Source organism: Adlercreutzia sp. CNCM I-6215 (genome assembly GCF_977072315.1).
Window position 1 is genome coordinate 45916 of sequence record NZ_CDRVMA010000014.1, and the last position, 13214, is coordinate 59129.

Below are 13214 nucleotides of genomic sequence, written 5' to 3' on the forward strand. Positions count from 1 at the left end.
GAAGATGCGCCCGTACGGGCTGCGCTCGCCCTCATTGACCTTGCAACTTTGCTATAGTGGTGCCCACTTGCATTTTCGACTAGTTCCGTATCGAAGGAGAGCAAGCGCAATGGCTCTGATTGTCGCGAAATTCGGGGGCACGTCGGTTGCCTCCCCCGAGCGCATCAAAAACGTCGCCAAGCGCCTGGTGGGCATGCGCCAGCGCGGGGACGAGGTGGTGGCCGTGGTGTCTGCCATGGGCAAGACCACCGACGAGCTCATGGGGCTCGCCTCCGCCATCACGACGGCGCCGCCGGCCCGCGAGCTGGATCGGCTGCTGTCCACCGGCGAGCAGGTTTCCATGACGCTTCTGGCCATGGCCATCGAGGCTTTGGGCTACAAGTCCATCAGCTTCACTGGACGCCAGGCGGGCATCGAGACCAACGGCACGCACAACAAGGCGCGCATCGTGAAGGTGCACAACGAGCGCATCTTAGACGCGCTGGACGACGGCGCCATTCCCGTGGTCGCCGGGTTCCAGGGCATCGACGCCAACGGGGACATCACCACGCTCGGCCGCGGCGGGTCGGACACGACGGCGGTGGCCATCGCCTGGGGCATTAATGCCGACGTCTGCGAGATCTACTCCGATGTGGACGGTGTCTACACCACCGACCCGCGCATCGCGCCCCGGGCCCGCAAGCTCGATTCCATCTGCTACGACGACATGCTGGAGCTCTCCAGCGCCGGCTCAGGCGTGCTGCAGAGCCGCGCGGTGGAGTTCGCCCGCAAATGGAAAGTGGTCATCCATTCCCGCTCCGCATTCTCGGAGGCCGAGGGAACCTATGTCAAGGAGGAGTACGAAATGGAAGAAGCCGTCATCACCGGCATCGCCAGCGACACGTCGGAAGTGAAGGTGACCATACGCCAGGTGCCCGACGCGCCGAACGTGGCCGCCCGCGTGTTCGGGGCGCTGGCCGCTGCCAACGTGAACCTGGACATGATCATCCAGAATGTGTCCGAGGCCGGCTTCACTGACATCTCCTTCACGACTCCTGGGGCCGATCTGCCCCGCGCCAAGGAGACCATGGAGCGCATCGTGCCCGAGATCGGCGCTCGCGAGTTCATCGTCGACGAGGACATCGCGAAGGTGTCGCTGGTGGGCACGGGCATGAAGTCCTCTCCGGGTGTGGCCTCGCGCACGTTCCAGACCTTGGGCGACAACAACATCAACATTGTGGCCATCTCCACGTCGCCCATCCGCCTGTCCATGATCGTGGACGCGGCCCAGGCAGTACAGGCCGTCCAGTGCCTGCACACCGCCTTCGGGCTCGATTCCGACGACGTGTTCGTGGAAACCCAGCTTTCAGCGGAAGAGATTGCCGCCAAAATGAAGAAAGGACGCTAAATGACCTGGACGAAGGAAATGCCGGCAAACCCCGTGGTGGCTGTGGCCGGAGCGACGGGTGCGGTGGGGCAGGAGTTTCTGCGCGTGCTGCATGACGTGGACTTCCCGGCGAGCGAGGTTCACGCTCTTGCGAGCGCGCGCTCGGCTGGCAAGAAGGTGCCCTTCGAGGGGTGCGGACTCGTGCCGGCCGGCGAGCTTACCGTGCAGGAGATGACGCCGGAGTCCTTCGAGGGCGTCGACATCGCGCTGTTCTCGGCCGGCGCCTCCGTGTCTAAGGAGATGCGCGAGGCGGTCACCGCCGCCGGTGCCGTGATGATCGACAACTCCAGCGCCTTCCGCATGGATGAGGACGTGCCCCTGGTGGTGCCCGAGGTGAACCCGCAGGATGTGGCGTGGCATAACGGCGTTATTGCGAACCCGAACTGCTCCACCATCCAGATGGTCGTCGCGCTGAAGCCGCTCTACGACCTCTCTCCCATCAAGCGCGTCGTGGTGTCCACCTACCAGGCCGCTTCCGGCGCCGGCGCGCCGGCCATGGCCGAGCTGTACGATCAGACCCGCGCTTTCCTGGACGGCACTCCCGAGGACGAGTTGGAAATCTCCGCCTTCGCCCACCGCATCGCCTTCAACACCATTCCGCATATCGACGTCTTTTTGGATGATGGCTCCACCAAAGAGGAGTGGAAGATGGTCGTCGAGACCAAGAAGATCATGGGCGACCCCGCCATCGAGGTGGCGGCCACGTGCGTGCGCGTGCCGGTGCTGCGCTGCCACGGCGAGGCCATCAACGTGGAGTTCGCCGGCGAGGTGACCGTGGAGGCGGCCCGCGCGGCGCTCGAGGCGGCCCCCGGCGTGGAAGTGATGGACGACACCGCGAACAAGGTGTACCCGATGCCCGGTCTGCTTGCCGGCACCGACGGCACCTTCGTCGGACGTTTGCGCAAGGATCCGACCGTGCCCCACGGCATCGCCTTCTGGGACGTGGCCGACCAAATCCGCAAGGGAGCGGCCCTGAACGCCGTGCAAATCGCCCAGCTGCTTCTGCCGTAGAACAGGCGTCATCCTGAGCGAGCGAAGCGAGTCGAAGGATCTCCAATGGAGTCCCGCTATGGGGCTCCATTTTTCTGCGCGGGCCCGTGCGGCGGCATTGTGCCTACTGGGTCTCGGACAGTCATCGGTCTTTTGCGCGTATCTCGCCCGCGCCGCCTATCGCGATGATCCGAACGACTGATGGCCCGCTCGGTCAACGAACCCCTCGGTTTCTGCATGAGATCTCGAGTTATAAGCGTCTCGGGAGTTGCTGAGGGGCCGGCGCGAAAGCACCGCAGTTCTGCGCGCTTCTCTGAACTGGTGTTTTCCAAAAGTCCTTTCTAGCTGTGATCTTTCTTGGAAAGAGATGACGCTTATAACTCGAGATCTCATGCAGAAAAGGGCATCTTCGTTGACTGAACCCGTCGGCAATCACTCTGCGTGAACCGCCAATGTTCTCAGGACGGTCGTTGCGCTTCGTTTTCCCGTGAGCGAGGACGGTTCGTGCGAGCTACTTCTGCCAAGCAGTTCAGGCCTTCTTTCAACGTGCAAAGGCGCGGTTGCGATAAAAGTAACTGTTCTGCTCATGAATGTCGGTTCGGCAGATTTACCGCATGTACGCCTCGCGACAGCTAAAGCCTGTTATCTTGCAGCACATGGAAGTGATCTTCAGTCATACAACAGCTTTGGATTTTCTCAGGATGTGGTCGTGCAATCATCCTCTGGCTTTGCGTGCCTTCCACGATCTGCGTTCGCGTGATGTGGGGCACCTTCCTTCCTCCCATTTGAAGGGCTTCAGCTCGCTTGCCCGTGCCGCAGATACCGAGGCTGCTGTTCGTGCGGCCATCGAGAGTGCGAAAAGGCCCAGCCTGAAGCGAATGCTCGAAGAGCTATGGGGCAACGCCACGGTCGAGCGCCCTCTTCACGTTCTCGCGCGGCCCAAAATCGGGCGTCATTCCACGAAGCGTGTTTGCTTCCATCAGCTTGCTGCGCCGCTGCCGCGTGGGGCCTTTCTCGAAATCGCTCCCGGCGTGGCCGTATGCTCTCCTGAACTTGTGTTTGTCCAACTGGCCGAAACCCTCCCTATGGGCGAGCTCATTGCTTTGGGATATGAGTTTTGCGGATGCTATCCCCTTGAGGCGAATCGTTCGGGCGCGCTCGTGCGGGCGCAGCTTACAACGCCGGCCCGACTCTCCGCGTTCGTTAACCGCGTCGAGCGCATGAAAGGCCTGCGGAAAGCGCGCATCGCTGTTCAGTTCGTCTACGCGAAATCTGCTTCTGCCAAGGAGACGGAAATGGATGCGTTGCTTATGACGCCCATGCGGTGGGGCGGTTTGAGCCTGCCTCCGGCACTCGCCAACGAGCCGGTTGCGCTTTCGGAGGAGGCGGCGCGCATCGCACGGGGCGATCGGGTGGTATGCGACCTTCTGTGGCCGCAGGCCCGCGTTGCGGCGGAGTACGACGGCCTTGCCTTTCATGGCGGGCGACATCAGCAGGCGCGTGATTCCCGGCGCCGCGACGCCCTCATCGCCGATGGCTTCGATGTTGTAACGGTTACGTCTTCGCAGATCGATAGCGTCTCAGAGTTCATCGAGATAGCCGACGCCCTCTCGCGCAAAACAAGAGGCAGAACTCCTGTGCGCCCTGTCTCGTTTCTCGACCGCCATCTGCAGCTTCGCCACGAGCTGCGCGCATTTCACCACCAGCACTTTCCGCCAGTCTCCCCCTCAGAAGAGGGCGACGCGTAGCTCACGTTCGCAACCCGTGCGGCCTGCTGAGATGGGTCAAGCAAGAAGGCGCTTCGTGCGGCCGAGTTCGGGATGGGTGCCGGAGCATCACTTGCAGATGATCATCGGCCTTCGGTCGACGAGCTGCCCTGAAATTGCAGCAGATCGCGAGTTGTAAGCGTCCGATGTCGAGATGCCGAACGGAATCTTTTTGATCTGAAGAGCGTGACCTGGGGGTTTGCTGAAAAGATCCTTCGAAGTGCCTCAATGGGCTGCTCGCAGACGCTTATAACTCGAGATCTCGTGCAGAAATCGGAGGGTTCGTTGACTGAACCCAATGCGAGTCGCGGAATCGCCGCAGGCTCCTTCTCAGATTGCCTCGGACTTGTTGCGAAAGACGGCGCGGACGAGGTATTCCACGTTGCCTTCGGGGCCGGTGATGGGGGATTCGACCACCCCGGTTGCGGTGAACCCTGCGGCGGCGAGGGCGGCCTTTACTTCCTCCACAGTGCGCAGTCGCACTGCCTCATCGCGGACGACGCCCCGGTCGGTCTCGTCGTGGGCCGATTCGAACTGAGGTTTCACCAGGCCGATGAAGATCGTGCCCGGGCGGCTGAAGCGGGGAAAGAGGGGGGCGAGTGCTGCCAGGCCGATGAAGGATACGTCGATGACAATGAGGTCGAAGGGTGCGCCGACCTCGGCGGGATCGGCGTCCTTGATGTTCGTGCGCTCGAAGACGGCCACTCGCGGGTCTTGGCGGATCTTCCAGGCGAGCTGCCCGTAGTTCACGTCGAGGGCCGCCACGCGCGAGGCGCCCGCCTGCAGCAGGCAGTCGGTGAAGCCGCCGGTGGACGAGCCGATATCCAGGCAGTTCATGCCGGCGACGTCCTGCTTGAACGCGTCCAGCGCCCCCTGGAGTTTCTTGCCGCCGCGGGAGACGAATTGCTTGCGGCCGCGAATGAAGATGTCGGCTGTGGGCGCGACCTTTATCGCGGCGCTCGTGGCGTACACGTCGTCTACCCGCACCTCGCGCGCCATCACGGCCCGCAGCGCGGTCGCGCGGTCGGGAAAGTCTCCCCGTTCTACCAGCAGGTCGTCCAGGCGTATTTTCTTGGGCTTAGCGTTCATGGCGACCATTATACGCGAGTCGGCTGCCTCGTTTGCACGCCGCGTAAGTGCTGTCGCGAAACGGCTGCGGAAATGTCCTCCTCAGAAGAAGAAACCTTGTGGCCAAGATGGGCTGTCCGGCACGCGAGGAGCGCTCACTGCTAGCGTATCAGCAGCTCGCGGCTTGTGGAGGCGATGTGCTCCGCAAGCTCTGCGCGGTCGATGCCCTTCAGCTGCGCGATGCCGGAAAGGGCGTTGTTCAGCTCGGCGCGCCAAACTTCGGCGGGTAGGTTGTCGTCCTTGCGGGCGGGCATGTCGGTTTCCAGGAGTAGCTGACCTAGGGGAATCTGCCGGGCGTATTCGCGTCCGCGCCGCGACGCCAGCATGCGCGGCCCCACCGAAAAGAGGCAGCCAAGCTTGACGGCTCGATGCAAATCATCGGAAGTGCCTGAGAACCAGTGAAAGATCACGCGATGCAGCGCAAAGGTGCTGGCTTGTTCGAGCGCATCGAGTGCTGCTGCGGCGGCATTGATGGCGTGGATGGAGATGAGCTTCGGCGCAGTGTCGGTGGCGCTGCGGGTGAGGGTGCCTTCGCTGGGTGGGTTCGCCTCGGGGCTCGTGGTTGCGATACAGGTTCGGTTTTGCCCGCTGGTTGCTGTCGCGCCTTCGGGATTGGTGGGTGCCAAGGGCGCTGCGGACTCGTTGCATGTGGCCAGAATACAGGCGAAAGCGCTCGTCTGCAGGGCACGGCTCTCTTCCGTATCGCGCGGGCCGGCGAAGTCGAGCCCGATCTCCCCGATGAATCGGGTCGTGCGCGCAAGCTCGCAGAACCGGGCCAGCTCGGTTTCGCCCACGCGCCCGTCGGCGATCCACCAGGGGTGTGCGCCCAGGGCCACAGCGACGTTCGGCGCATCGGCCAGGGCTGCGCGCAGCTGCTCGTATTCCGTCGGCTCCACCGTGCACGAGAGCGCGCCGATGCCCGCTTGCGCCCCCTCAGCCGCTACGGTGGCAGGTGCGGGTGCAAATCCCACATGGCAGTGCATATCGTAGAGTTTTTCCATGAACAGCAGCATACCACGGCCGAAGGGGTCGCCGCGAAATCGATGAAAACATGGAAGGTAGCGCAGCGTTAAGCGCGAGGCGGATGGCGGCAGTCAGATTTGGGCTGGCATGCAGAGGCGCAGTCGGGCCGAGGCGTCCTGGGAGAACTCCGCGGCGAGTCCGCGCGCGTCAGGCGGCTGTCTCGTACGGGTCGCGCGCAGCTCGCCGATTCTGTGGGCACGCCGTGGCAAGTGGGTAACGGATGCCGTCATGCCGTTAAAGAGGTTGACGTGCGGCCTGGGTGTTCTAGAATCGACAACCGTACGGAACATACGACGATTTGTAAAGGAAGCGATCGATTTTATGGCGGAGCTACTCGAGGCCATCATGCTCATCTGCTTCGGTCTGTCATGGCCGTTGAACGCGTACAAGAACTATCGAGCCGGCACAGCGGTTGGTACCAGCTGGCAGTTCATCGCGCTGATCACTGCCGGTTACTTCGCCGGTATCGCGGCCAAGTTCGTTTCCGGCAACCTCAACTGGGTGCTGATCGTCTACTTCATCAACGTGGTGTGCATTGCCGCCAACTGGCTCGTCTACTTCCGCAATCGCCGCCTGGACGCGCAGCGCTCAACCGAGGTGGTCATGGAGGAAGAGTCTTTCGTCGTGGTGGCCTAGGCTGTCACTGTCCTCTACTCCTCGTCGAAAGGCATCTCTTGTATCCTTGAAGCGCCGTAGTCTCTCCTGCCTCTCTAGATGCAGAAGGTTCAGTGCGCGCTGACGCAATTATGCGCGAGGGACGGAAGCAGCATTTAGCTGGCAGCTAATGCGGAGGACTCCGCGACTCTTTAGAATAGGATGGATTTGAGTCGCGTTTGCGTTTCTGCGACACTCCCATTCTTTTCTGATGGTTCGGATATACCGATCGAGCTTGATTGGAGTATGCCATGCTTATTAAATGTCCCGAGTGCGGCGCCGATGTGAGCAACAGGGCTTGCGCTTGTGTAAAATGCGGATGCCCGCTTGGGGGCGATGCCGATGAGGGTAGTGGGACAGTGATTGTCTACGGGCTCTCGCAAATGAACCTCATAGGCGGCTCCCTCAAGATATACGCTAATGGCGTTCATGCGGGCACGGTTAAAAAACATGGCGTACTTGAGTTCTCAATCAGAGAGAATTCCATCATCACTACAAAATGCGGCATTAATCCTAGCAAAGGGGTCATTGAGGTCAAAGTTGGAAGAACCACCAAAATCAAGTACGATTACAATCGTATAACTGGTTGCTTGGTCCCCCAGATTGTCGATGAGGTTGTCAACCGGCCGGCGTTTTGAGTCTGGGGCGTATTCTGGGAAAGATATGAAGTTTGTGGGAGTTGCGGGCAAGCAGAGAAAAACGTATATCGTCATTTGGCAAGAAACCCGTGGAGAGAATGGGGGTCGGTATGGACGGGAAGGATGTTGCAGAGGCAGTAGCAGCTGTGGCGGCAATGATGGGTAAGATTCAGAATCCGAAGGTCAAAGCTGCTGCAAAGGTGGTGCATAAGGCCGCTCCTGCGGTTGCGGTGGCTGCGCAGGTTGCTCCTGCAGCCGCCAAGGCGGCGGCACCAGTCGTAAAGAAGGCCGGTCGTGCTGCAGCTGGAGCAGCTGGCGCCGCGAAGGACAAAGTTGTTGAAGTTGTCGGAGACGGCAGGGATAAGATGAGGGAAAAAAGCCGAGCAGCCTCTGAGAGAAAGCAACAGCAGATGGCACAAGTTGAGGCTCGGAAGGAATTGCTCGCGTGTGCTCCGGTGGTTATCGACGCTAAGACGCTGAAGCACGACTCTGGGGATTGCGGAGATGTAAGCGCAGGTCGGTTTGTCAGCTTCCCCGGCTGCTACGTCGCGATAACCTATGGGGAAAAGTTTAGCGGGAAGCATATTGCCGAATATCGCGAGGCTCGTGTGTTCTATTCCGATAATATGGGACGCTCGATCATCGATGATATAGAAGGGCGAGGAGATGCCGACATCTACGCAGATGTAAAGTATGGCCAGGGTGTCAGATTCTACCTATTCCCTTGTGATGAGGAGAATTCTGCCAAGCTTTTAGAGTCTTTGTCGCAAGTGCTGGTCGAAGACGACAGCGTAGAAGCGCGCGCCTGATGTCTACTATCGCGAACATAATCTGGATCATCTTCGGCGGGCTGGTCACGGCGATTGGGTGGTGTCTTGCGGGGATTGTGTTCTCCATCACCATCATTGGCATTCCGCTCGGACGGCAGTGCTTTAAGATGGCATCGCTCACGCTGGCGCCCTTCGGGAAGACGATCGTCTACGGCGGCGGTGCGCCGTCGCTTATCGCCAACATATTCTGGCTCATCTTGGCCGGCCTGCCCATGGCGGTTTCCTACGCGGTGCTCGGTGTTCTCTACTGCATCACCGTCATCGGTATCCCCATTGGCCTCCAGTGTCTTAAGATGGCGAAGCTGTCGCTTTTGCCCTTTGGCGCGCAGGTGATGTAGCCGTCGCACGATATGGCGGACGGCGGTGGGGGCGTGCTCGCCCGATTTAGGCTGCCTCGGGGTTCTCGTTCGGCCCTAAATCCTCGGGGACGGTTTGCTCCTCGAACTCGGTCTGCTGCACCTTCTCGGCCTGGGTGGGGTTCATCCAGTCGCCGGCGGCGGCGAAAGCGATGCAGAGCGCGATGACCGCCACGATGGCGATGATCGCCCATATGAGCCCGGGATGCTTGCGCGTGTTCGCTTTGGGGCCGCCCTCGTCTACCTCGAACTCCTGCATGGCGGGGAACTCCGGATCGTCGGCCGACGATTCCAGCACGGTCGGCTCCTCTGCGGCCAGCGGGTCGCGCTCGGCAAAGGTCTCCTTACGTCCCTTGGGGTGCTTGGGGGCCGTATCGTGCTCTAGTTCCCGGGCTTTATGGTCGCTCATAACGGGTCCTCTCTCAACGATGGCATGGGGCGGAAGCGTTGGTGCGCGACGTCGGCTCCGGGCGCCTTCCCGCTTGTCCACGCCGGTTCCTTTCGCTTTCATGGTAGAGCGCGGGGCCGCGAAGGGCGCTGGCGCGGGCGAGCAGTGGGGAATTGTTGGGGAAACTGCTTCACTTTCGTTGAAATTCGCCCTCGGGGGATGATGCCGCCGGCCGCTCAGGGATGATGCGCCCGTCCTCGGGGCAGCTATGGTAGGAAGCGACAAGCCACGCGCTCGCGCGAGAGAGCGGCCGAGCATTGCGTCCCGGCCGCTTCCCGTCGCGCGCCGCTTCGCAGAAAGCCCTGTCCCGAAAGCGAGGAGCCCCATGACCGATCTGTCCCTCTCCGCCCGCACCCGCCGCGTGCCGCTCGGCGCGGCCCTTCGCGCTGCGGGTGCCGCTGTGCTCGCGCTGGCCTTCACCGTCGCGCTGGCCGTCTGCCTGTCCGCTCTCACCGGCTGCTCGTCCGACGAGGCCTCCTCGGCGCAAACCGGCGGCGAGAAGGCGACCGAGGGCGCGCCCACGGCCGAGGCTGGCGTGCTTATGGTGGCCTCGGCGCTCAACAGCGAGCCCTACGAGCAGGCAACCAGCACAAGCCAGATCGGCTTTACCGTGGAGCTGCTCCGGCTGGTGGGCGAGCGCGCCGGGCTGGACGTGCAGTTCGCCAAGGCCGTGAACCACAAGGACGCCGACCAGAACATCACCCCCGGCCGCCCCGAGGACGTCGCCGCGAAGGTGGCCGCGGGCGAGGCCGACCTGGGCGCGTCGTCCATTCCCGCCGATGCCGCGCTCGAGGGCGTGGCGCTTTCCGAGCCCTACCTGCATGCCGACTACGCCGTGGTCACGAAGATGGACACCGGCCACGACGACCTGGCCAGCATCCAGGATGCGGGCACCGTGGTGGCCGTGCAGAACGATGCGGCCATCGCCGCCTGGGTGGCCGAAAACCTGCCCGAGGCCGAGGTGGTTGCCTTCGAGGACGGCATCGACGCCCTTATGGAGCTGAACTCCGAGCGTGCCCAGGCCGCCATCGTGGACGAGCCGCGCTTCCGTCGTTACGTGCAGGTGAAGGAGCCGCACCTGCAGGCGGTGGAGCTTGTCGCCTCCGACAAGGACTACGCCTTCGCAGTGGCCGCCGGCAACGAGGCGCTGCTTACGGCGGTGAATGAGGCCCTGACCGCCCTGCGCGCCGACGGTTCCTACGACGCCCTGTACGATTCCTGGTTCGGCGACGCCGGCATTGCCAACGAGGCCGCCGCATCTCGCGAAAAGGGCACGGGGAACGCCCCCGAGGCCGTGCAGGACTCCACCGGCGCCTAGGGCCTTCGCCGCCGCGCTTGCCTTGCCGGACGCTCGTTTATCGAACAGGTGGTGAAGCCTTCGTGGCCTTTGGGGCCAGAAGGCCGCGCACAGGATAGAATAGGGGAGCCGCTCTCGGGCGGCTCTTTTCATGCTCGCCGCCGGGGTTCTCGCCTCGGCATCGCGCGGGCAGCGAACTCCGCGAACGTTCCACCCAACGGCGAAGGATGCAACCGTGCCCATCGACATCGACACCTTGAACGGCCCCCAGCGCGAGGCGGTCGTCACCACCGAAGGTCCGCTTCTGGTGCTGGCTGGCGCCGGCTCCGGCAAGACCCGCGTGCTCACCTACCGCATCGCGAATATCCTCGATCAGGACCTGGCCGCGCCCTGGGAGATCTTGGCCATCACCTTCACCAACAAGGCGGCCGCCGAGATGCGCGAGCGTTTGGCGCAGCTCGTGGGCACGCGCTCGCGGGGCATGTGGGTGTCCACCTTCCACTCCATGTGCGTGCGCATTCTGCGGGCCGATGCCGAGCGGCTCGGCTTCACGAAGAACTTCACCATCTACGATACCGACGACCTGAAGCGCCTGTACAAGGACATCATGGTCGAGCTGGACATCGATCCGAAGCGCTTTCCCGTGAACCAGCTGATGAACCGCATCTCCCAGGCGAAGAACGACCTCGTTACCCCCGGCAACTTCGACGCCCACGACCCGGTGGGCAAGGTGGCCGAGCGCGTGTACGAGCGGCTGCAGGAGCGCCTTCGGGCGGCCAACGCCTTCGATTTCGACGACCTTCTTCTGTACGGCTACCTGCTGTTGAAGAACCACGAGGACGTGCGCGAGGCCTATCAGGACCGCTTCCGCTATCTTATGGTGGACGAGTACCAGGACACCAACCGCGCCCAGTACGCCATCACCCAGCTGCTCGCCGCCAAGAACCGCAACATCATGGTGGTGGGCGACGACGACCAGTCCATCTACTCCTGGCGCGGCGCCGATCTGCGTAACATCTTGGAATTCGAAAGCGACTACCCCGAGGCCAAGGTGGTGAAGCTGGAGCAGAACTACCGCAGCGTGGGCAATATCCTCGCCGCCGCCAACGCTGTCATCGCCAACAACCAGCATCGCAAGGAGAAGCGCCTGTTCACGGACTCGGGCGACGGGGAGAAGATCTCGGTGTATCTGGCCACCGACGAGCGCGACGAGGGCCGCTGGATCGCCGGGGAGATCGACCGGCGCCGGGCCGAGGGCACTTCCTACAACAACATGGCCGTGTTCTACCGCACCAACGCCCAGTCGCGTATGCTCGAAGATATGCTGTTGCGCGCCGGCGTGCCCTACCGCATCGTCGGGGGCACGCGCTTCTTCGATCGCGCCGAGATCCGCGACGTGATGGCCTACCTCACGCTGGTGGTGAACCCGGCCGACGACATCGCGGCCAAGCGCGTCGTCAACGTGCCGCGCCGCGGTATCGGCAAGACCACCATCGAGCGCATCGACCAGTACGGCCGCGAGATGAACATGCCGTTTCTCACAGCGGCCGAGCTGGCGGTGGTCGATCCGGACATCCGCGCCTCCACCCGCAATGCCGTGGGGGAGTTCATCCAGGTCATCAAGGACGGCGCCACCTACGTGGGCGATCTGCGCAAGGTCGTGGAGATGATCATCGACAAGGCCGGCCTCATTCGCGCCCTGCAGGACGAGGGCACCGACGAGGCGCGCGGGCGCGTCGAGAACATCCAGGAGTTTCTGGGCGTTGTGGACGAGTTCGTGCAGACCCACGATGCGGAGGAGTCCGACTTCGCCGCGCCGACGGTGGGCGAGGACGAGTCCGCCGAGCCCGTGCGCGTACTGCGCGGCGACTCGCTGGCCGATTTCATCGAATGGGTGCGCCTGCGCACCGATCTGGACACGGTGACCGAGGACGGGCAGGCCGTCACCCTCATGACCGTGCACTCGTCCAAGGGCCTGGAATTCGACTGCGTCTGGGTGGCCGGCATGGAGGAGACCCTGTTCCCCCACATGAACTCCGTGGGCGACGCGGCGGCCGTGGAGGAGGAGCGGCGCCTCGCCTATGTGGCCATCACTCGCGCCCGCAAGCGCCTGTGCCTTACCTGCGCCCAGCAACGGCAGATTTTCGGCCAGACGCACGCGAACCCCGTCTCGCGCTTCATCGGCGAGATCCCCAGCGAGCTGCGTCAGACGAGCGGGCTGGGCTCGGCGGGCTTTTCCGGGACCGGTTGGGAGAAGCGCGGGAGCCGTCGGGGCATCGCCGGTTCGGGCACCGAGGCGGGGGAGGGCCGCGTGTTCGGGCGCTCGAGCGCCTCGGGGGCGCAGGGGCGCTCGTTCGCCGAGTACCGCGCGGCCACGGGTACGGGGCGTGCGGCCGGCAGCGTCGGCGGCGCATCCCGCGGCGGTTTGGGCTCGGGCTCGGGCCGCATTGGCGCAGGGGTGAACCCGAATGAGGGCAAGAAGGCCGCCGCGCAGGCGACGTTCGCTGCGGGAGATGCCGTCGACCACAAGACCTTCGGTCGCGGTACCGTGGTGAAGGTCGACGGCGACACCCTGCACGTCAAGTTCGCCAAGACCGGCCAGACTAAGAAGCTGCTGAAAGACTACGCCCCCATCGTGAAGATCGGGTAGGCGCCCTG

The 13214-nt window shown here is 63.1% G+C and carries 12 protein-coding genes; 9 read left to right on the plus strand and 3 right to left on the minus strand.

The genetic code is table 11. The features are described 5' to 3' along the window. Positions 1-109: 109 nt before the first annotated feature. The 3 genes from ACW4LP_RS10535 (at position 110) to ACW4LP_RS10545 (ending at position 4164) form a co-directional block, all read left to right on the plus strand. Complete coding sequence (locus ACW4LP_RS10535; protein WP_022740370.1) at positions 110-1387, plus strand: aspartate kinase; 1278 nt, start codon at positions 110-112, stop codon at positions 1385-1387. Then, a complete protein-coding gene (locus tag ACW4LP_RS10540; RefSeq protein ID WP_418686902.1) occupies positions 1388-2437 on the plus strand; it encodes an aspartate-semialdehyde dehydrogenase in 1050 nt (349 codons plus the stop codon). It begins immediately after the preceding gene. A 635-nt stretch (positions 2438-3072) separates the two neighbouring features. After that, complete coding sequence (locus ACW4LP_RS10545) at positions 3073-4164, plus strand: hypothetical protein (protein WP_278980677.1); 1092 nt, start codon at positions 3073-3075, stop codon at positions 4162-4164. 348 nt (positions 4165-4512) lie between these two features. Here ACW4LP_RS10545 and ACW4LP_RS10550 read toward each other — a convergent pair whose 3' ends face one another. Both ACW4LP_RS10550 and ACW4LP_RS10555 read right to left on the minus strand, forming a co-directional pair. After that, positions 4513-5271 carry a TlyA family RNA methyltransferase gene (locus ACW4LP_RS10550; RefSeq protein WP_114539995.1) on the minus strand — a complete coding sequence of 253 codons (759 nt, stop codon included), beginning with the start codon at positions 5269-5271 and terminating at the stop codon, positions 4513-4515. Positions 5272-5411: 140 nt separating this feature from the next. Then, positions 5412-6323 (minus strand): TatD family hydrolase, encoded by a 912-nt coding sequence (locus tag ACW4LP_RS10555; RefSeq protein WP_197745994.1) that lies wholly within the window; start codon positions 6321-6323, stop codon positions 5412-5414. Between the two features lie 331 nt (positions 6324-6654). Between ACW4LP_RS10555 and ACW4LP_RS10560 the strand changes: the two genes are divergently transcribed. The 4 genes from ACW4LP_RS10560 (at position 6655) to ACW4LP_RS10575 (ending at position 8793) form a co-directional block, all read left to right on the plus strand. After that, positions 6655-6969 carry a hypothetical protein gene (locus tag ACW4LP_RS10560; protein WP_114539982.1) on the plus strand — a complete coding sequence of 105 codons (315 nt, stop codon included), beginning with the start codon at positions 6655-6657 and terminating at the stop codon, positions 6967-6969. Between the two features lie 257 nt (positions 6970-7226). Then, the gene (locus tag ACW4LP_RS10565) at positions 7227-7625 is read left to right on the plus strand and encodes a hypothetical protein (RefSeq protein ID WP_173112303.1); all 399 of its coding nucleotides are present in this window, start codon (positions 7227-7229) and stop codon (positions 7623-7625) included. A gap of 110 nt (positions 7626-7735) precedes the next feature. Continuing rightward, a complete protein-coding gene (locus tag ACW4LP_RS10570) occupies positions 7736-8434 on the plus strand; it encodes a hypothetical protein (protein WP_147270644.1) in 699 nt (232 codons plus the stop codon). Next, the gene (locus ACW4LP_RS10575; protein WP_302683537.1) at positions 8434-8793 is read left to right on the plus strand and encodes a YccF domain-containing protein; all 360 of its coding nucleotides are present in this window, start codon (positions 8434-8436) and stop codon (positions 8791-8793) included. Before ACW4LP_RS10570 ends, ACW4LP_RS10575 begins: the two co-directional genes overlap by 1 nt. A 46-nt stretch (positions 8794-8839) precedes the next feature. On the opposite strand, the gene ACW4LP_RS10580 is transcribed toward ACW4LP_RS10575, so the two are convergent. Further along, the gene (locus ACW4LP_RS10580; protein WP_114548616.1) at positions 8840-9220 is read right to left on the minus strand and encodes a hypothetical protein; all 381 of its coding nucleotides are present in this window, start codon (positions 9218-9220) and stop codon (positions 8840-8842) included. A 364-nt stretch (positions 9221-9584) separates the two neighbouring features. Here ACW4LP_RS10580 and ACW4LP_RS10585 point away from each other — a divergent pair, with 364 nt between their 5' ends. Together ACW4LP_RS10585 and ACW4LP_RS10590 are read left to right on the plus strand one after the other, a co-directional pair. Beyond that, positions 9585-10577, plus strand: coding sequence for a substrate-binding periplasmic protein (locus ACW4LP_RS10585; protein WP_173112306.1), 993 nt, complete (start codon positions 9585-9587; stop codon positions 10575-10577). Between the two features lie 214 nt (positions 10578-10791). After that, on the plus strand, positions 10792-13206 hold the full coding sequence (locus tag ACW4LP_RS10590; RefSeq protein WP_114548614.1) for an ATP-dependent helicase: 2415 nt from the start codon (positions 10792-10794) through the stop codon (positions 13204-13206). The last annotated feature ends 8 nt before the right edge of the window (positions 13207-13214 follow it).

Bases quoted from the DNA above. Each gene is read 5' to 3' on its own strand.
- ACW4LP_RS10555 (WP_197745994.1), bottom strand. From the start codon at position 6,323: ATGCTGCTGTTCATGGAAAAACTCTACGATATGCACTGCCATGTGGGA.
- ACW4LP_RS10535 (WP_022740370.1), top strand. From the start codon at position 110: ATGGCTCTGATTGTCGCGAAATTCGGGGGCACGTCGGTTGCCTCCCCC.
- ACW4LP_RS10545 (WP_278980677.1), top strand. From the start codon at position 3,073: ATGGAAGTGATCTTCAGTCATACAACAGCTTTGGATTTTCTCAGGATG.
- ACW4LP_RS10585 (WP_173112306.1), top strand. From the start codon at position 9,585: ATGACCGATCTGTCCCTCTCCGCCCGCACCCGCCGCGTGCCGCTCGGC.
- ACW4LP_RS10540 (WP_418686902.1), top strand. From the start codon at position 1,388: ATGACCTGGACGAAGGAAATGCCGGCAAACCCCGTGGTGGCTGTGGCC.
- ACW4LP_RS10570 (WP_147270644.1), top strand. From the start codon at position 7,736: ATGGACGGGAAGGATGTTGCAGAGGCAGTAGCAGCTGTGGCGGCAATG.
- ACW4LP_RS10560 (WP_114539982.1), top strand. From the start codon at position 6,655: ATGGCGGAGCTACTCGAGGCCATCATGCTCATCTGCTTCGGTCTGTCA.
- ACW4LP_RS10575 (WP_302683537.1), top strand. From the start codon at position 8,434: ATGTCTACTATCGCGAACATAATCTGGATCATCTTCGGCGGGCTGGTC.
- ACW4LP_RS10550 (WP_114539995.1), bottom strand. From the start codon at position 5,271: ATGAACGCTAAGCCCAAGAAAATACGCCTGGACGACCTGCTGGTAGAA.
- ACW4LP_RS10580 (WP_114548616.1), bottom strand. From the start codon at position 9,220: ATGAGCGACCATAAAGCCCGGGAACTAGAGCACGATACGGCCCCCAAG.